This is a genomic window from Rhodobacter sp. NTK016B (assembly GCF_017303295.1).
GTDB lineage: Bacteria > Pseudomonadota > Alphaproteobacteria > Rhodobacterales > Rhodobacteraceae > Pararhodobacter.
The window spans coordinates 278145-295795 of the sequence record NZ_JAFKOK010000002.1; the positions used below are offsets into that span (position 1 = coordinate 278145).

The 17651-nt window shown below is 64.3% G+C and carries 16 protein-coding genes; 4 read left to right on the forward strand and 12 right to left on the reverse strand.

All coding sequences use genetic code 11. The annotated features are described in order from the left end of the window. Positions 1-94 precede the first annotated feature (94 nt). On the reverse strand, positions 95-1801 hold the full coding sequence (locus JI664_RS03725) for a thiamine pyrophosphate-binding protein (protein WP_207012372.1): 1707 nt from the start codon (positions 1799-1801) through the stop codon (positions 95-97). A 290-nt stretch (positions 1802-2091) separates the two neighbouring features. Here JI664_RS03725 and JI664_RS03730 point away from each other — a divergent pair, with 290 nt between their 5' ends. Both JI664_RS03730 and JI664_RS03735 read left to right on the forward strand, forming a co-directional pair. Next, positions 2092-2850, forward strand: coding sequence for an IclR family transcriptional regulator domain-containing protein (locus JI664_RS03730; RefSeq protein WP_207012373.1), 759 nt, complete (start codon positions 2092-2094; stop codon positions 2848-2850). Between the two features lie 40 nt (positions 2851-2890). Beyond that, positions 2891-3559, forward strand: coding sequence for a dienelactone hydrolase family protein (locus JI664_RS03735; protein ID WP_207012374.1), 669 nt, complete (start codon positions 2891-2893; stop codon positions 3557-3559). Between the two features lie 73 nt (positions 3560-3632). Here the strand turns inward: JI664_RS03735 and JI664_RS03740 are convergent, their stop codons facing one another. The 3 genes from JI664_RS03740 to JI664_RS03750 form a co-directional block, all read right to left on the reverse strand. After that, positions 3633-3947 (reverse strand): DMT family transporter, encoded by a 315-nt coding sequence (locus JI664_RS03740; protein WP_109532859.1) that lies wholly within the window; start codon positions 3945-3947, stop codon positions 3633-3635. A gap of 126 nt (positions 3948-4073) precedes the next feature. Continuing rightward, a complete protein-coding gene (locus JI664_RS03745; RefSeq protein WP_207012375.1) occupies positions 4074-4244 on the reverse strand; it encodes a hypothetical protein in 171 nt (56 codons plus the stop codon). A gap of 23 nt (positions 4245-4267) precedes the next feature. Further along, positions 4268-5647 carry an ammonium transporter gene (locus JI664_RS03750; protein ID WP_207012376.1) on the reverse strand — a complete coding sequence of 460 codons (1380 nt, stop codon included), beginning with the start codon at positions 5645-5647 and terminating at the stop codon, positions 4268-4270. Between the two features lie 488 nt (positions 5648-6135). On the opposite strand from JI664_RS03750, the gene JI664_RS03755 reads away from it, so the two are divergent. Further along, positions 6136-7083, forward strand: a complete 948-nt coding sequence (locus tag JI664_RS03755) for a GlxA family transcriptional regulator (protein WP_207012377.1) — start codon at positions 6136-6138, stop codon at positions 7081-7083. Between the two features lie 189 nt (positions 7084-7272). Further along, complete coding sequence (locus JI664_RS03760; protein WP_207012378.1) at positions 7273-7923, forward strand: helix-turn-helix domain-containing protein; 651 nt, start codon at positions 7273-7275, stop codon at positions 7921-7923. Positions 7924-7969: 46 nt separating this feature from the next. Here the strand turns inward: JI664_RS03760 and JI664_RS03765 are convergent, their stop codons facing one another. The 8 genes from JI664_RS03765 to JI664_RS03800 all read right to left on the reverse strand — a co-directional run bounded on the left by JI664_RS03765 (position 7970) and on the right by JI664_RS03800 (position 17641). Next, positions 7970-9037: a heme-dependent oxidative N-demethylase family protein gene (locus tag JI664_RS03765; RefSeq protein WP_207012379.1), complete on the reverse strand. Its 1068-nt coding sequence runs from the start codon at positions 9035-9037 to the stop codon at positions 7970-7972. Between the two features lie 10 nt (positions 9038-9047). Continuing rightward, positions 9048-10034: a PDR/VanB family oxidoreductase gene (locus JI664_RS03770; RefSeq protein ID WP_207012380.1), complete on the reverse strand. Its 987-nt coding sequence runs from the start codon at positions 10032-10034 to the stop codon at positions 9048-9050. Further along, positions 10031-10639 (reverse strand): dimethylamine monooxygenase subunit DmmA, encoded by a 609-nt coding sequence (gene dmmA, locus JI664_RS03775; RefSeq protein WP_207012381.1) that lies wholly within the window; start codon positions 10637-10639, stop codon positions 10031-10033. The genes JI664_RS03770 and dmmA overlap by 4 nt, the downstream gene beginning before the upstream one ends. A 79-nt stretch (positions 10640-10718) precedes the next feature. Continuing rightward, complete coding sequence (locus tag JI664_RS03780) at positions 10719-11864, reverse strand: aminomethyltransferase family protein (protein WP_207012382.1); 1146 nt, start codon at positions 11862-11864, stop codon at positions 10719-10721. Between the two features lie 335 nt (positions 11865-12199). Continuing rightward, positions 12200-12610, reverse strand: coding sequence for a group II truncated hemoglobin (locus JI664_RS03785; protein WP_207012383.1), 411 nt, complete (start codon positions 12608-12610; stop codon positions 12200-12202). After that, positions 12607-14976, reverse strand: a complete 2370-nt coding sequence (gene tdm, locus JI664_RS03790) for a DUF1989 domain-containing protein (protein WP_207012384.1) — start codon at positions 14974-14976, stop codon at positions 12607-12609. The genes JI664_RS03785 and tdm overlap by 4 nt, the downstream gene beginning before the upstream one ends. A 37-nt stretch (positions 14977-15013) precedes the next feature. Continuing rightward, a complete protein-coding gene (folD, locus tag JI664_RS03795; RefSeq protein ID WP_207012385.1) occupies positions 15014-15904 on the reverse strand; it encodes a bifunctional methylenetetrahydrofolate dehydrogenase/methenyltetrahydrofolate cyclohydrolase FolD in 891 nt (296 codons plus the stop codon). A 60-nt stretch (positions 15905-15964) separates the two neighbouring features. Beyond that, entirely contained in the window at positions 15965-17641 is a 1677-nt protein-coding gene (locus tag JI664_RS03800; protein ID WP_207012386.1) for a formate--tetrahydrofolate ligase, read from the reverse strand. Between the last annotated feature and the right edge of the window lie 10 nt (positions 17642-17651).

Genomic DNA, 17651 nt, shown 5'->3' on the forward strand with positions numbered 1-17651 from the left:
TGGTCCCGGCCAGCTTGTTCGGGCCCCGGATTCTGTGTCCGGGTACCTCCGCCCCGGCGCGCGGCTTGCTACGCGCGCCGGGGCGGGTCGTCTGTCAGCCCATCCACTGGCTCACCGGGGCGGCGGTATCCTGCAGCGGCTGGCAAATCACATCGACTAGCGCCGGGCCGTCATGCGCCAGCGCGGCGCGGATGGTTTCTTCGACCTTGGCGGGGTCATCGACCGTCCAGGCCTCGACCCCGAACGCGCGGGCGACGGCGGCGTGATCGGTGCGGTTGAAATCGACCGAGAAATAGCGCTCTTCGTAGCCCGCCTTCTGGCTGGCCTTGATCCAGCCGAATACCGAATTCGAGAACACGATCATCTTCAGCGGCACGTTGAAGCGGCGGATGGTTTCCAGCTCGCCGACCGTGAAGCCGAAACTGCCATCGCCCATCAGCGACAGGACGGTCGCGTCGGGCCGCCCGAACCACGCACCGACGGCCGCAGACATCGAATAGCCCAGCGCACCCTGCGCGCGGTTGGTGATGACCTGACGGCCCGCCCGCTTCTGGCGGTAATGGGCCGAGACATAGGGACACGGCGTGCCGGGATCAGCAACCACGATGGCGTCTTCGGGCAGCAGCGTGTTGAGCGCGTCGATCACCGCTTCGGGCTTCACCGGCGTCTCACGCGATGCGGCGAGCGCGGCAAAGGCCGCCCGCTTGCCGTCGCGCGCCTGTCCGGCCAGCGCTGCGCCGTCGCCGGCACCCGCGACACGACTACCGAGCGACGCGGCAACGGCCTCGCCCAGAGCTTCAAGCGCCAGCCGGGCATCGGCGACGATGGCGACGTCGGTCTGGTAGTTGCAGGAAATGACCATCGGGTCGATATCGATATGCACGACCGGCACGTCCGGGCCGGGCACGGTGCGATGCTCGGTCGAGGTCGAGCCCGCGCGGCACCCGATGAAGACGACCAGATCGGCCTTCGACAGCACCTCGCGCGTCTGCACGACGCCGCCATTCGCCCCGACCACGCCGACCATAAGCGGATGGTCGTCCGACAGCGAGCCCTGCCCGCTGATCGTGGTGCAGACCGGGGCATTCAGGCTTTCGGCCAGCACGGCCAGCGCGCCCTCGGCGCCCGAAATCACCACGCCGCCGCCGCACACGAAGACCGGCAGCTTCGCCGACAGGATCGCCTGCGCCGCGCGCTCGATCTCGGCGGGGTTCGCTCCGGGGCGCCAGGCGGGATAGCGGCCATGCTCGGGCTGGGCCCAGATCTTGGCATCCGGTGCAGGCTGTTTCTGCACGTCATAGGGCAGACCGATATGCGCCGTGCCGGGCTTGCCCGTCGTCATCGCGCGGAAGGCGGTGCGCATCGTCTGCGGGATCTCGCCCACCGTGTCGATCACCTTGTTCCACTTGGTCAGCGGACGATAGAGCGTGGTCTGATCCAGCTCGGTCAGCGGAAAATGGCCCCGCGCGCTGACCGGGACATCGGTGGTGATCGCCAGCACCGGCACCGAGCTTTCGTTGCTTTCCACCAGTCCCGGCAGGATATAGGTCGCCCCACCGCCCGAGGGCCCTTCACACACGCCGACCTTGCCGGTCACCCGGGCATACCCATCCGCCATATAGGCCGCGCTGCGTTCGTCGCGGGTCAGCACATGGGTAATCCCGTGGTCAAGCCGCGCAAGCGCATCGTAAAGCGGCAGCGAGGTATCACCGCACAGCCCGAAGACATGCGTCACCCCGTGCGCTTCAAGCATGCGCACCACGGCTTCCGCGCCACTGAGCTGGTTGTGAGTCGTGTCCATTATGCCCTCATACAGTCCTGTATACAGTAAGTTATACAGGTATGTTTCTGTGACGGAAGACCCAAAAAACCTTTTGTTATCAGCTACAATACCTAAGATTGCAGAACCTGATCCGCTCACGACAGCGCCCCGGCGCGGCGATTCGGCCTGCTGGATCCTGCGGACCGCCAAGGGCGCGCGGGCCTCATGGGGGTCGCTCGCGCAGCAAGGGTTTTGCCCGCCCGATTGCTGCGCTATCGTCCCGGTCGTCGAAGGGCGCGGATATCTTGCACGGGGATCACAGGCGTTTCATGGGCATCGAACGGGACCTGATGGGCGGCCTTGCCAAGGGGCTGCGGGTCATCGAAACCTTCACCGCCGAGCGGCCCCGCCAGTCGATCAGCGAGGCGGCGGCGGCCTGTGGGCTGGACCGCGCGACCACGCGGCGCTGCCTGCTGACGCTGGCGCATGAAGGCTATGCCGATTACGACGGCAAGTTCTTCACCCTGAAGCCGCGCGTGCTGAGGCTGGGCACTGCCTGCCTTGCCACCATGCCCCTGCCGCAGATCGTGCAGCCGATGCTGGACACGCTGTCGGACCGGATTGGCGAAAGCACCTCGGTTTCGATCCTCGACGGGGACGAGATCGTCTATGTCGCCCGTGCCGCACAGCAAAAGGTGATGTCCATCGCGCTGATGCCCGGCTCGCGGCTACCCGCCTATTGCACCAGTATGGGCCGCGTGCTGCTGGCCGCGCTGCCTGAGGATGAAGCCGCGGGGATCATCGGCGCGGCCCCCCTGCCCGCGCGGACGCCGCACACGCGGACCGATCCTTCGCGGATCCTCGAAGAACTCGTGCAGGTCCGTGCACAGGGCTTCGCGCTGATCGACGAAGAGGTCGAGCGCGGCCTGCGCTCGCTTGCCGTGCCACTCTTTGACAGCCACGGGCGCGTGAAAGCCGCGCTGAACGTGGGCCTTGCGGCTTCGACCCACCCTGCCGCCACGCTGGCGGAACGGTTCCTGCCCGCGCTTCTCGACATGCAACAAAACCTGCGCGGCCTGCTGCGCTGACCCCTCATCGCCCACAACGGGCCCAAAGATCGGAGACATCATGACCGCCATCACCCTTACCGCCAAAGACGGGCACCAACTGGGCGGCTATCTGGCCCTGCCGCAGGGAACGCCGCGCGGCGGCATCGTCGTCATTCAGGAAATCTTCGGCGTGAACGTCCATATCCGCGACATGTGCGACCGCTTCGCCGCGGCGGGTTACGCGGCGCTTGCGCCCGCGCTGTTCGACCGGATCGAGCGTGATTTCGAATGCGGCTATGAGCCCGACGATATCGCCATGGCCCGCGCCTTTATCCCCAAGCTGGACTGGGACGCGGTGATGCTGGACACCGAGGCCGCGCGCGCCGAGTTGTCGCAATACGGCAAGGTGGGGATCGTAGGCTATTGTCTGGGCGGCTCGGTCGCCTTCCTTGCCGCCGCCGAGATGGACGGGATTGCCGCCGCCTCGTGCTATTACGGCGGCAAGATCAAGGATTTCGCCGACAAGAAGCCGCATTGCCCGGTGCAGCTGCATTATGGCGCCCTGGACAAGGGCATTCCGCCCGAGAATTACGAAGCGGTGCGCGCGGCGCGGCCCGATTGCGAATTCCACCTGTATGAAGACGCTGATCACGGCTTCAACTGCGACCGCCGCGCCAGCTTCCACCCCGAAGCCGCCGCGATGGCCCAGAAACGCACCGAAGAGCTGTTCGCCAAGACCGTCGGCTGACCGCGCGCCCGGCGCCCCTGCGCGCAAACGCCCCCGCCATGGTCGCGGGGGCGTTTGTCATTGTGGCACTGCCTCAGGTATCGAGCTTCATCAGCGTCATGCCCGCGACGATCAGCACGGCCGCAGCGATGCGGGTCGCATTGAGCGCCTCGCCGTGCAGGATCACCCCGGCGATGAAGGTGCCGACCGCGCCGATCCCGGTCCAGACCATATAGGACGGCCCGGCGGGCAGTTCCTTCATCGCAACGGCCAGCAGGCTGAGCGAGGCGACGATGCCGACCACGGTGACGATGCTGGGCACCAGCACGGTGAAGCCGTTTGACGCTTTCATCGTCGTGGCCCAGACGATTTCCAGCAGACCGGCGATTGCCAACAGGATCCATGACATGAAACAGGCCTTTATCGTAGGGGCGCGACGCCGATGCGCCGCGCGAGGGTAAAAAACCGACGGCGCCGGAGGGCGCCGCCGGAAGGGCCGGGCCACGGGCCCGACTCGATTGAGCGCCGACAGGCGTTACTTCTTCAGCGCCTTGTAGGCATGTTGCTCATGACGCCAGCCAAAGACGATGGCGACGACGACAAGGGCAAGGCTGGCGGCGATCCACAGCCCCTCGACCGAGCCATAACCGGCATAGATCGGGCCGCTGATGCCGTCCCAGGTGGTGGAGGTGAACGGAGCTTCCATGGGGTTTTCCTTCCCTGTGTTGATTATTCAGCCGGGCTGACCGACGGGTGAAGCGCCTCGGGATAGGCCGACGCGGGAACCTTGACCGCATCGAGCCCCCGGATCTCGGCCTCTTCGGGAACGCGCAGCTGGCCCGTGACCTTCAGCAGGAACGACACGCCATAGCCCGGCACGAAGCCCAGAAGACCCATGACGACGGCACCGATCAGCTGGCCGGTGAACGAGATCTGGATCACGTCTTCACCGAACAGCGCGGGATAGCCCTGCGCGGCGATGCCGACGGCGATCACGCCCCACATGCCGAGGAACCCGTGCACCGCGAAGGCGCCGACCGCGTCGTCGATCTTGCGGCGCTCGATGAACGAAGCGACGAAGGGCATCATCGCGGCACCGAGGAAGCCGATCACGAAGGCCATCGGCGGGTACCACAGGTCAAGCCCGGCCGCGCACGAGATGATCCCGCCCAGCGCGCCCGACATCATCCAGAACGGATCGCGGGTCACCATCCAGGCACCGATGATGCCGCCGGCAAAGCCCATCAGCGTGTTGAAGGTCATGCCCGAGATCGTCATCGGCGTGCCGTAGATCGTCGCTTCGATCGCGTTGCCCCACGACCAGGCCTCGCCCGGAACGATGACGCAGCCCATCAGGAAGCCCCAGAACCCGGCGATGATCAGCATCAGCCCGATCAGCGTCATCGGCATCGAGTGACCGGCGATATGGTTGGCGCTGCCATCGGCATTGAACTTGCCGATCCTCGGCCCGAGATTGATCAGCACGCCCAGCGTGAAGAAGCCCGCGATCATGTGCACGACACCCGCCGCGCCGAAATCGTGGTAGCCGAATTGCGTGACCAGCCAGCCATCCGCGTGCCAGCCCCAAGCGCCACCCAGGATCCACACGAACGAGCCCAGCACGATCGCCAGAACGACGAATCCCGTCAGCTTGATACGCTCGATCACGCCGCCCGACATGATCGACGCGGTGGTCGCGGCAAAGAGCACGAAGGCCCCCCAGAAGACGCCCGACGAGCGGTCATCGAGATTGGGGCCCATATAGTCGCTCCACGGCAGGGCGACGTCGTTGGCATAGGCCAGCCCCGAGATGCCCATCGCGCCCTCGGACAGCGTCAGCCCGGTGGGGAACGCCCAGTAGATCCACCAGCCGATGAAATAGAAGAACGGCACGATCATCGCGAAGGCGAGGATGTTCTTGATGCCTGAGGCGAGCGCGTTCTTCGACCGCGAAGCGCCCATTTCGTAGGCGAGGAACCCGGCATGGATCAGAACCATGAGCGGGATCGTCAGGTAATAGAATGTCTCCGAAAACGTGCCGTTGGTGGCGGCAAGGTTCCCCTGTATCTCGGCGATCGATGCCGCCAAGGATGCGAGTTCCTGTTCCACGTCAGTCTCCCGTTATGAAGTTGTCGTTTGTCCCGAGCCGCTTTGGTTTGAACCAATTTCTTCTGCTGGCTCACTCAGTGACGACAATCAGAGCGGAGGAAATCACCTCAGGTCAAAAATTTTTCTTCTAGAGAATTTAGTAGCGCATGAATTTGGACCATGAAAGCGAGCATTGCGACCGGAAAGATGAAAATATGCGCGCCCCACGCACATGATGCAGGCTTAAAAACAAGGCCTATGTGGGCCTGGCGGGGATCTTGGCCGCGGAAAAGATGCGCAAGAGATTCGTCCAATCGGTCAGGTCACACGCCACGGGAAGCAATATTGGTCCATTGGTCCCGTGATGACGCGCACAATCATAGGTAGCAGCACCCGTTTCGCCGCCTGCCCTCTGGCTCGGTGCCCCGAACGCCCCCGGTACGCCCCATCCATTGCTTTTCATTTTCGGACATCCTATTCCGATTTTCGGCCCAGTCGGGATACCCGCCATGAAACGCATCGCCTTTCTGCTGATCGACGGACACGCGCTTTTATCGACCGCCTCGGCGCTCGAGCCGTTGCGCGCGGCGAACCTGTTTTCGGATGGCGCGGCCTTCGAGGTGACGCTGCTGTCGCGCAACGGCGGGGCGGCCTTGTCCTCGGTCGGGGCCAGTTTTCCGACTCGCGCCTATCGCGAGGTCGCGCTCGATTTCGACCTGATCTTCGTGGCAGCGGGCGGTGATCCCGCGCGGGTCTCCGACCCCGCGCTCTTTGCGTGGCTCAGACAGGCCGACAGGCAGGGGATCGCTCTGGGCGGAATTTCCGGCGGGGCGGTGATCCTTGCCAAGGCGGGGCTGCTCGACCAGCGCCGGTTCACCGTCCACTGGCACCATTACGAGGATTTCGAGAAGCTGGGCGGCGCATGGCTGCTGGAGCGGCGGCTCTTCGTCATCGACCGCGACCGCTATACCTGCGCGGGGGGCGCGGCGCCTCTGGACATGATGCATGCAATCATCGCCCGCACGCATGGCACGGCCTTCGCCCAGCGCATTTCCGACTGGTTCATCCAGACCGAGATCCGCAGCCCCGAAGCGCCGCAGACCGCCTCGATCGAGTCGCGCTACGGCGCCCTGCCCCGCGCGGTGACGGCGGCGCTTGAGCTGATGGAATCGCATATCGCCGACCCGCTGTCACACGAACAGATCGCGGCGCTGGCCGGTTTGTCGGGACGGCAATTGCAGCGCCAATTCAATGCCAGCCTCGGCCGGTCCGTGATGGCCGAGTATCGCCGCATCCGGCTGGAAACCGCGCGCGAGCTGATCGTCTCGACGCGCCTGCCCTTGTCCGAAATCGCCCTGATGACGGGTTTCGCGCGGCAGGCGAACTTCACCGAGGCCTTTCGCAGCCAGTTCGGCGCCGCCCCGTCGTCGCTGCGCCCCCGGAAGGGCGCGGCCTAGACCCCGCATGCCCCCCATGTTGCCCTTCCCCGCAGGAAGACTATTTGCCCCGGCGGAAGAGCTTTCAGTCAGCCGTTGCGCGCCCTGCGCGGTTCGGCGCGCTTTGCAACGCCTGAAAACTGGGGCACATACACAGCCTCACGGGAATGACCGGCCCACGAGCCGGAACGCGGAAGAGAGACAATCGTAATGACCAAAGCCGTGGGGACCGAAGCCGTGTCCAAGCTGACGCAAGACCCGCACAGCGTGCGCGAGGAACGCGAGAAGATCCTCGAGGTGGCCATCGGTCGCGAAGTCCGCGCCTATCGCAAGCAGCAGAACATCACCGTGGCCGAGCTGTCCAAGCTGACCGACCTGTCGATCGGGATGCTGTCGAAGATCGAGAACGGCAACACCTCGCCCTCGCTGACCACCTTGCAGACGCTGGCCAACGCGCTGTCGGTGCCGCTGACCGCCTTCTTCAAGGGATACGAGGAACGCAGGCAGGCTGTGCACACCAAGTCCGGTCGCGGGGTCGAGATCGAGCGGGCCGGCACCCGGGCGGGGCATCAATACAAGCTTCTGGGGCATATCGGCTCGAATTCGAGCGGCGTGATCGTCGAGCCCTACCTGATCCAGCTCGATTCTGAATCGGACGTGTTCAAGACCTTCCAGCACGACGGGATCGAGATGATCTACATGCTGGAAGGCAAGATTGATTACCGCCACGGGGCCGAGATGTATCCGCTGGAACCGGGCGACACGCTGTTCTTCGATGCAGACGCGCCGCACGGGCCCGAACGGCTGGTGCAACTGCCAGCGCGCTATCTGTCGATCATCAGCTATCCGCGCGAGAAATGACGAAAAAGGCCCCCGGATCGCGGGGGCCTTTCGTCATCTCTGCCGGTCACTTCTGTAGTGGCGGCTCGGTGTCCAGATCGGGCCAGACGCCGGGCGAGGTGGGCAGCCCGTCGTCGTATTGGCTCAGGTAATCCAGCATCATGGGCCGGTTGGCGATGAAGCCTTTGTAGGTCGCCAGTTCCTCGGGCAGGTCGCGCACCACCCGGTGGAGGCGACGTCCCCATTTGGGCACCGTGACCAGATCCTGAAACGCGATCAGGTAGCAGCGAATCGGGAAGACCAGCGCATTCGAACGCGGCAGCCGGTAGAAGGTCTGCAACTCGACCCGCAGATGCTGCTTGGCGCCGATATTCTCTGGCGTGAGCTCGGTCTTCTGGATGCCCCATTTGTGGTAATTCTCGGGGCTGGTATCCAAGAGCGGGTTGACCGTCATCGTCCAGTTCAGCCGCCGCGCCGGCGCGCCCTGCTGCACGTTCATCAGGAATTTCAGCGCGCGCTTGAAGATCCCCATCTCATGCGCCAGCGGCACCGGCGCGTGCCATTCGAAGAAATTCATGCCGATGTCGAAATCCAGCGACCAGTCGGCCTGCGTCGTCACCATCCCGGCATCCATCCACAGATTGTCATCGCGCTGATCCAGCACGGCGAAATCGCCCTGCGTCTGACGGGTGATGTATTCCATCGGGCCGTAAGGCAGCGTGGTTTCGTCCATGAAGGTGAAGGTGTCGTCGATCCCCATCGGCCTGTTCACCCAGCGCCAGCGGTCGCCGTCGCGGTGCAGCTCGAACAGGTCGGGATAATCCTCGGATTTCGAGACCATGATGAGTTCCAGCAGATCCCAGCCGGCCAGCGTCATATGTGGCAGCGACTGGCAGCGCAGGGGATCTTCAGCCAGCACCAGCGCGCGGTCGCGCATCTCGGACACGTAGTGCTCGTCTACATCGAAGCGCTTCTCGTAGACGGACCCCGCCGGACCGCCGCGATGCTGCTCCATGTTGACCGAGTACATGTAGCTGTCTTCGTGGAACGGAAACGGGAAGCGCTTGATCGCCCAAGGCGAATTACGGAAAGAATAATCGCCGCGAAAGGTCTCGTCGTTGAACTGGATGGTCATTCGATGCTCCCTATCGGTCCAGAACCAGCGTCGGGCCGACAAAGCGGCTGACGCAGGGCATGATCTTGGTGCCGCTCGCCTGCTGATCGTCTTCCAGCCAGTGGTCGCGGTGGATGAATTCGCCTTCATGCTCGACGACATCGGTTTCGCATTGCCCGCAGGCGCCGCCCCGGCACAGGAAGGGCGCGTCGACGCCGCAGCGCTCCATGGCTTCCAGCAGGCTTTCATTTTCGCCCACCCGGATCGTCATGTCGGATTTGCACAGCCGCACCTCGAAGGGCTTGCCGGGTTGCGGGGCGAGGAATTCCTCGGAATGCACGTTGTCTTCGGGCCAGCCATGGTCGGTGGCGGTGCGGTGCACCCACTCGATCATGCCCTTGGGGCCACAGACATAGACATGCGTGCCCAGCGGTTGCCCGTCGAGCAGATCGCCCAGCGGAATCGCCTGTTTGCGGTCGTCGTAATAGATGCGGACTTTGCCGGGATGGCGGGCGGTCAGAACATCGGCATAGGACGCGAGTGCCTCGTTGCGACAGGCGTAATGCAGTTCCCACCGCGCGCCGAGCTTCTCAAGCTGCGCGATCATCGCAAGGAAGGGCGTGATGCCGATCCCACCGGCAAGAAACACATGCTTGCGCCCGCGCAGATCGACCGGGAACAGGTTGACCGGATAGGACAGCGTCATCCGGTCGCCGGGCTTCACGTTGCGATGCAGGAACAGCGATCCGCCCCGCCCCTGATCGTCGCGGCGGACCGAGATGGCGTAGGTGCCGGGATCGGCGGGGTCCGACATCAGCGAATAGGGGTTCAGGCGCGTGCGGCCCGCATCGTTCATCTCGACCACGGTATGCGCCCCGGCCGAAAACGGCGGAAAGGGCGCGCCGTCGGGGCGCTGGAATTCGAAACGGGTGACCAGTTCGTTGACCGGCACGACGGCGCTGACGATCACTTCGATCTTCTCGGCGCCGGCCTTGGTTTTCTGGGGGGCGGCGCTCATTTGTACAGCTCCACGGGTTCGGGGACATTACCGGGATCCTCGGCGTCGATGCAGACGGCCTGAAAGGCGGCAAGGCGGCGCGAATAATGGTCGCGCACGAACAGGTTCAGCCCGCAATGCGAACAGGTGAAGGGATCGGTGGTCACGTCCTCGGTGATGCCCTTGCAATGAACGCATTGCATCCGCCGCGCGACCGAGCCGCGATGCTCTGTCTGCACCGCGCCAAGGGGAATACCCGCCGCCGCGACCTCTGCCGCGGCGCGGCCCATCAGACCTTCAGTTCCAGCCAGATAGACTTGCAGGCCCATATGCGCGTCCGACAGCACCCGGCGCAGGCGCGGCAGCGCAGCATCGAAGCTGGGGCCCACATAGAACTGCGCGGGTTCAAGCGCGCGCAGCCGGTCGGTATAGGCCTGACCGGTGGTGCGCGGGATATAGAGGATATGCGCCTTGGCCATCAGGCCCACATCCTGCGCGGCCAGATCGAGCAGCGCCTCGGCCCCTTCGGCATCGGCGATCATCAGATGCGCCTTTCCCGGTCGCGGCGCGAGGGTGCCATAGACCGGCCGGCTCGCAATGCTCTTGGGGAACTGGAATTTCGACATTGCGGCAGTTACTCCCGTTGTCCTGTTGCCTGTTGCGAAACAGGCGCCACCCGCAGGGGGAGCGCCTGTCGTTGTGGGGTCAGCCCTTGGCGGTGCGGATGACCTTGTCCTTGTCGTAGAAGGGCATCTCTTCGGTCACGCAGGGGATTTCGGTCCCGTCCGCGTTGACCACCACCATCTTGGTGCCGGGCACCGCACAATCGACGGGCATCCGGGCGATGCCGACATTGTGGTTGTTCAGGCTCGAATGCATCCCGAAGGTCACGAGGCCCACTTCCTTGCCGTCCTTGACCAGCTTGGCGCCGATATCGGCCCGGGTCGTGCCCTCAAGCTTCACGCCGTAGATCTTGAACCGCTCCTTGCCCTTGAGGGCGTAGTGGTTCTCGGCCCCGCGGAAACCGGTCTTGCCCGGCGAGACGGTGAAATCGAGGCCCAGCTCCCACAGCGTGTCGCCCGCCGGCTCATCCGCGAAGGGGAAGGTTTCGGAATTGTCGCCGGGGAAGAACAGCAGGTAGCTTTCCGTGCGCAGCAGATCGAGGGTCGAGAACTGCACGGGCCGGATGCCCATATCCTTGCCCTCGGACAGGATCGTGTCCCACAGCTCGAGCGCATGACGCCCTTCGCAGAAAATCTCGTAGCCGCGCTCGCCCGTATAGCCGGTGCGCGAGATCATCACCGGCTTGCCGAACAGCTTGGTCTGCATGATGCCGAAATATGCGAGATCGCGGATACCGGGCACATGCTTGGCCAGAAAATCGACGGCCACCGGCCCCTGAAGCGACATGTCGTGCAGGCTGTCGTCGAAGATCATCGAGACATTCTTGCCGAAGGCGGCCATGGCCATGGATTCGTGGCCCGTACCCGCGCCATGGACGACCATCCAGTGATTGACCGACAGCCGGTAGATCACGCAATCGTCGATGAACTTGCCCTCGTCATTGAGCATCGAGGCATAGATCGCGCGGCCCGGCATGATCTTGTCGACATTGCGGGTGGTGACGCGGTCAATGACGGCAGCGGCATGCGGTCCAACCAGATGAACCTTTTTCAGACCAGAGACATCCATCAGGCCCGCTTTGGTCCGAACGGCGAGGTAATCCGCCTCGGCGCGCTCGTCGCTGTGGTCGTAGAACCACGCGGTGCCCATGCCGTTCCAATCTTCCAGCTCGCCGCCGATCTCGGCATGGCGCTGCGCAAGCGCCGAGGTTCTGTAGATAATCGCCATGTTTTGACCTCCCAAGGCATCACTGTCTCACCGCATACAGCCGCAGCGCCCACCAAAAATCAACACTTTAGTTCACATTTGTTTCCTGAAGGGAAATTCCCGCGCAGCCCGATTCAGCGCGCCGAAAGGCTGCGCAAAAGGTTGATCATGCTTTGAAAACCGGGACGATTCAGAAATCCCCCCAAACGACCCGGTGTCTTCCCGCAAAAAGGATAGCGTCCAAAAAATGCATTGGTCCAGACCAATGTTCAAAATCCGGGCAGATTGGATCAACGCGAGGGCGGTTCAGGAAGCGCCGAGAGGTCACAGAAAAGAATCACCCGGGCGCAATCCGGTCAGTCCGCCTCGCCGCGCCAGTCGGGCACGTCGTTGACCAGCTTGTGCGCCGCGCGGCGCAAGGTGGCGCGCAGGCGCTCGACGACCGGCCCGGTCATCGCGCAATCGTGCAGCGCCGCATCGAATGTCTGCAGCCACAGCTCGGCATCGGCGCTGCGGATCGGCACATGGGCGTGGATCTCGCGCAGGTTCATGTGCCCGTGCCGCTCGCGGTAATAGGCCCGTCCGCCCAGAAACCCGCACAGGAACTCGAACTGGGCCTGCCGCGTATGCGACAGACCATGCCCACGGAAATGCAGACGGTGCAGGGCATGCACCGCCGGGTCGGTTTCCATCCGGTCGTAGAACCGGGTGACGAGCCGGTGCAAAGCCGCCTCGCCGCCCAGCGCGTCGAGCGGGGTCGCGCTCACGAGCGCGGGCGCGTCTTCTGCGGGTCGTAATGCGCGAAGGCCACGATCCGCGCGGGCAGGCGCTTCTGGTGGCCGTCGAGCTTGCCGATCTCGACCTCGGTTCCCTCGGCGTGATGGGCCACATCGACCCGCGCCAGCGCGATATTCTTGCCCAGAAGCGGCGAGCGCATGGACGACGTCACCTCGCCGATCTGTGCCCGTCCGATATGGACGCAATCGCCGTGACCCACCGCGACATTGCTGTCGATATCCAGCCCCACCAGCTTGCGCGCGGGGTGCTCCTTGCGCCGGATCAGCGCGTCGCGGCCGATGAAATCGTCGGGCTTCGACTTCAGCGGCACGGTGAAGCCGATCCCCGCCTCGAACGGGTCGGTCTGGTCGCTGAAATCGTAGCCCGCGAAAATCAGCCCGGCCTCGATCCGTAGCATGTCCAGGGCTTCCAGCCCCATCGGTTTCAGCCCGTGCGGCTGCCCGGCCTCCCACACGGCGTCGAAAACCGCGCTTGCGTGTTTGGGGTGGCAGAAGATCTCATAGCCCAGCTCGCCGGTGTAGCCGGTGCGCGAGACGACGACGGGCACGCCCTGATCGTCGCCAATGCGCGCGGGGGCAAAGCGGAACCAGTCGAGCGCATCGAAGCGGGGCTGGTGCGGCGCGGTCCAGATCACCTTTTTCAGGATCTCGCGGCTTTCCGGCCCCTGCACGGCGATGTTGTGCTGCATGTCGGTCGAGGCGCGCACAAGCACCTTCAGCCCCAGCTCGGTCGCCTTCTCGCGCAGCCATTCGCCGCCGTAATCCGACCCGCCGATCCAGCGGAAATTGTCGCGACCCAGACGGAACACGGTGCCGTCGTCGATCATCCCGCCATGCGGGTAGCACATCGCGGTATAGACCACGCCGCCCACGGGAAGCGTCTTCATGTTGCGGGTAAAGACATACTGGCACAGCGCCTCGCTGTCCGGCCCCGTAATCTCGAATTTTCTGAGCGCGCTGAGGTCCATCACCACCGCCTTCTGGCGGCAGGCGTGGTATTCCTCGATCGGGCCGGCGGTCGACATGCAATTGGCCAGCCAATAGCCGTTATACTCGACGAAATTCTGGGTGAAGCGGGCGAAACTGTCGTGAAAGCCAGTCTGTTTGGTCATTTTCGGCTCCGAATCGGGCGTCGGGCGATAGGCGATGGCCCGCTGAAAGGTTTCCTTGCCGCTATAGGTGCGGACATGGATGTCGGTCGGGTTCCAGCCATTCGCGGCCGAGGTGTCATCCGGGCAGGCGGAACTCACGCAGACCAGATCGGTCAACGCTCGCAGCAGGACGTAATCGCCGGGCCGCGACCACGGCTCGTCTGAATACATCACGCCGTGCTCATCGAGCCCGGTATTGAAGAAGAAGTTGATCGCCATCCAACCACGCCGCGCCGTCACGCCATGCGGGGCCAGGGCTGCGTTGAAATTGTCCGAGCAATTGACATGCCCCGGATAGCCGATGTCGTCGTAATACTTCGACGAACAGGCGAGCGCGAAGGCATCGTGGCGCCCGCAGGTATCCTGCACCACCTCGACAAGCGGCAGCATGTCGTGGTCGTAGTATTTCGCGTGCAGCCCCGGCATCGGATAGGCGTGTTCCATCAGCGTCCGCGTGGTCGTCACGTCCAGCGCATGGACCACGCCCTTGTCGAGCTTGCGCGCGGCGAAGCATTGGAAATCCGTGCATTGCCGTCCGTCGACATCAAGGATCTGGATATAATCGCCCGCCTTGACGAAATAGGCCTCGGCGGTGGCGGAATGGACGCGGATATCGCTGACCGGCTCGGCCAGCGGGTCGGGCAACTCAAAGCGCGGCGCCTGTTTGATGACCGCACGACGCACCATCACCGTGAGCGGCGTCGCGGTATCCTGCGCTTCGAAATCCATGATCCCGCCCGGTGCGGCAAGGATCGCTACCCCCTCGCGCGTCGCGGTGAAGCTTTCCGAGGCACCCGCCGGGGTCTGGCTGTCGAAGAGCGTGATGGCCGTGGCGCGGGATAGGTCGATGCCGCGCGCCTCAAGCCCCAGACGCAGACTGCGAAGCGAGGCATCGCCGCCCGTGACCAGCGCCATCAGCCCCTTTGGCGCAGCCGTCGCCGGAACGCCAAGGATCCCGGGATCGCTGGCGCCCTTGGGATCGGCGCAGACGATCTCGCAGGGCTGACCGCCCTCGGTATTCTGCACCTCGATCCGGTCGCCCGGTTCAACGCGGATCAGGATCGCGCCCGCGCCCTCGACGACATAGCGCTCAGTTCCCGGCGGCATCGAGAAGACGCGCGGCTGGATCAGGCCGCTGGGCCGGGGCGGACCGGCTTTCACCGAGGGGTATTTGTCGTCCAGCATGGGATCACCCTTTCGCTTGGCGTTCTGTCTCTGCGTCTCAGGCCGTCAGCCCTTCGGGTTCGGGCAGGCCATGCGCGCGGCAGCAGGCGGTCACGGTATTGGCCAGAAGGCAGGCGATGGTCATCGGCCCTACCCCGCCCGGCACCGGCGTGATCGCGCCCGCGACCGCCGCACAGCTGTCATAGTCGCAATCGCCCACCAGCTTGGTCTTGCCGTCACGCTCGATCCGGTTGATGCCGACATCGATTACCGTGGCGCCCGGCTTGATCCAGTCCCCCGGCACCATTTCGGGCCGGCCCACGGCGGCAACCACGATATCGGCGCGGCGGACGGCCTCGGGCAGATCCTTGGTGCGGCTATGCGCGATGGTCACCGTGCAGCTGTCGCCCAGCAGCAACTGCGCCATCGGCTTGCCGACGATGTTCGAGCGCCCGATCACCACCGCATCCATTCCCGACAGGCTGCCGTGAAGATCACGCAGCATCATCAGACAGCCCAGCGGCGTGCAGGGGACCATGGATTTCTGCCCCGTGCCCAGCAGCCCGACATTCGAGATATGGAACCCGTCCACATCCTTGGCCGGGTCGATGGCGTTGATGATCAGATCTTCGTTCAGATGCCCTGGCAGCGGCAATTGCACGAGGATCCCGTGCACCGCCGGATCGGCGTTGAGCCGCGCGATCAGTTCCAGCAGCGCCTCTTCGCTGGTCGAGGGCAGAAGCTTGTGCTCGAACGAATTCATGCCCGCCTCGACCGTCTGCTTGCCTTTCGAGCGGACATAGACCTGGCTTGCGGGGTCCTCGCCCACCAGAACCACGGCAAGCCCCGGCGTGATCCCATGATCCGCCTGCAGCCGGGCGACATGGGTCGCTACCTCGCCGCGAATGCGGGCCGCAAAGGCCTTTCCGTCAATGATTTGAGCCGTCATTTTCGATCCTCGTTTCGGTCGAAGCGTCGGGGCGACCCGGTGGGGCCGCCCGTCCCATCCTCAGAACAGGCCTTCGATCTGACCGTCATCGTTCAGGCGGATGCTCAATGCGCTGGGTTGGCGCGGCAGGCCCGGCATGGTCATGATCTCGCCGCAGACCACGACGACGAAGCCCGCCCCGGCGCTGAGCCGCACCTCGCGCACGGGCACCGAATGCCCCGTGGGCGCGCCGCGCAGGTTGGGATCGGTCGAGAACGAATATTGCGTCTTCGCCATGCAGACCGGCAAATGGCCGTATCCCTGATCTTCCCACAGCTTGAGCTGATCGCGGATTTTCTTGTCCATCAGCGCCTCGTCGGCCCGGTAGATGCGCTTGCAGATGGTCTGGATCTTGTCGGCCAGCGACATCTCGTCGGGATAGATCGGCGCGAAATTGGCCTGCCCCGCCTCGGCGATCTCGGCCACCTTGCGGGCGAGATCCTCGGACCCTTCCGAGCCCAGTTCCCAGTGACGCGACAGAACCGCGACGGCGCCCTGCTGGGCCACATAATCCTTCACCGCCTGAACCTCGGCCTCGGTATCGGTGACGAAATGGTTGATCGCCACCACGACCGGCACGCCAAAGCTTTTCAGGTTCTCGATATGACGGCCCAGATTGGGGCAGCCCTTTTTCACCGCCTCGACGCTTTCGGCGCCCAGATCGGCCTTGGCCACGCCGCCATTCATCTTCATCGCGCGCACCGTGGCCACGCAGACCACGACCGAGGGCGCCAGCCCCGCCTTGCGGCACTTGATGTTCATGAATTTCTCGGCACCCAGATCCGCGCCGAAGCCCGCCTCGGTGACCACGTAATCCGCAAGCTTCAGCGCCGTCGTCGTGGCGATGACCGAGTTGCAGCCATGGGCGATATTGGCGAAAGGCCCGCCATGCACGAAGGCCGGATTGTTTTCCAGCGTCTGCACGAGGTTGGGCTGCATCGCGTCCTTCAGCAGGACGGTCATCGCGCCTTCGGCACCGATATCGCGGCAAAAGACCGGGCTGCGGTCGCGGCGATAGGCCACGATCATGTCGCCCAGCCGCTTTTCCAGATCTTTCAGGTCATTGGCCAGACACAGGATCGCCATCACTTCGGACGCCACGGTGATGTCAAAGCCCGCCTCGCGCGGGAAACCGTTGGCGACACCGCCCAGCGAACAGGTGATCTGCCGCAGCGCGCGGTCGTTCATGTCGACCACCCGGCGCCAGACGACTCGGCGGATGTCGATATCCTGCTCGTTGCCCCAGTAGATATGGTTGTCGATCATCGCCGACAGCAGCGAATGCGCGCTGGTGATCGCGTGGAAATCGCCGGTGAAGTGCAGGTTCATCTCTTCCATCGGCACGATCTGCGCGTATCCGCCGCCCGCGGCGCCGCCCTTCATGCCGAAGTTCGGGCCGAGGCTGGCTTCGCGGATGCAGACCATCGCTTTCTTGCCGATCCGGTTCAGACCGTCGCCCAGACCTACCGTGGTGGTGGTCTTACCCTCGCCCGCCGGGGTCGGGTTGATTGCGGTGACAAGGATCAGCTTGCCGTCGTCCCGGCCCTTGACCGAGTTGATGAAGCTCTGGCTGACCTTGGCCTTGTCGTGACCATAGGGCAGCAGGTCGTCGGCCGGGATGCCCAGCTTTTCGCCGATCTGCATGATCGGCTGTTTCTTGGCTTCGCGGGCGATCTGGATGTCACTCTTGTAGCTCATGGTCCTCGCA

What these genes read in the sequence shown, in the direction of transcription:
- JI664_RS03740 (WP_109532859.1), bottom strand. Translation starts at nt 3,947, where the DNA reads ATGTCATGGATCCTGTTGGCAATCGCCGGTCTGCTGGAAATCGTCTGG.
- JI664_RS03760 (WP_207012378.1), top strand. Translation starts at nt 7,273, where the DNA reads ATGACCAAAGCCGTGGGGACCGAAGCCGTGTCCAAGCTGACGCAAGAC.
- JI664_RS03745 (WP_207012375.1), bottom strand. Translation starts at nt 4,244, where the DNA reads ATGGAAGCTCCGTTCACCTCCACCACCTGGGACGGCATCAGCGGCCCG.
- JI664_RS03730 (WP_207012373.1), top strand. Translation starts at nt 2,092, where the DNA reads ATGGGCATCGAACGGGACCTGATGGGCGGCCTTGCCAAGGGGCTGCGG.
- JI664_RS03770 (WP_207012380.1), bottom strand. Translation starts at nt 10,034, where the DNA reads ATGAGCGCCGCCCCCCAGAAAACCAAGGCCGGCGCCGAGAAGATCGAA.
- JI664_RS03725 (WP_207012372.1), bottom strand. Translation starts at nt 1,801, where the DNA reads ATGGACACGACTCACAACCAGCTCAGTGGCGCGGAAGCCGTGGTGCGC.
- JI664_RS03765 (WP_207012379.1), bottom strand. Translation starts at nt 9,037, where the DNA reads ATGACCATCCAGTTCAACGACGAGACCTTTCGCGGCGATTATTCTTTC.
- dmmA (WP_207012381.1), bottom strand. Translation starts at nt 10,639, where the DNA reads ATGTCGAAATTCCAGTTCCCCAAGAGCATTGCGAGCCGGCCGGTCTAT.
- tdm (WP_207012384.1), bottom strand. Translation starts at nt 14,976, where the DNA reads ATGCTGGACGACAAATACCCCTCGGTGAAAGCCGGTCCGCCCCGGCCC.
- JI664_RS03780 (WP_207012382.1), bottom strand. Translation starts at nt 11,864, where the DNA reads ATGGCGATTATCTACAGAACCTCGGCGCTTGCGCAGCGCCATGCCGAG.
- JI664_RS03755 (WP_207012377.1), top strand. Translation starts at nt 6,136, where the DNA reads ATGAAACGCATCGCCTTTCTGCTGATCGACGGACACGCGCTTTTATCG.
- JI664_RS03735 (WP_207012374.1), top strand. Translation starts at nt 2,891, where the DNA reads ATGACCGCCATCACCCTTACCGCCAAAGACGGGCACCAACTGGGCGGC.
- folD (WP_207012385.1), bottom strand. Translation starts at nt 15,904, where the DNA reads ATGACGGCTCAAATCATTGACGGAAAGGCCTTTGCGGCCCGCATTCGC.
- JI664_RS03800 (WP_207012386.1), bottom strand. Translation starts at nt 17,641, where the DNA reads ATGAGCTACAAGAGTGACATCCAGATCGCCCGCGAAGCCAAGAAACAG.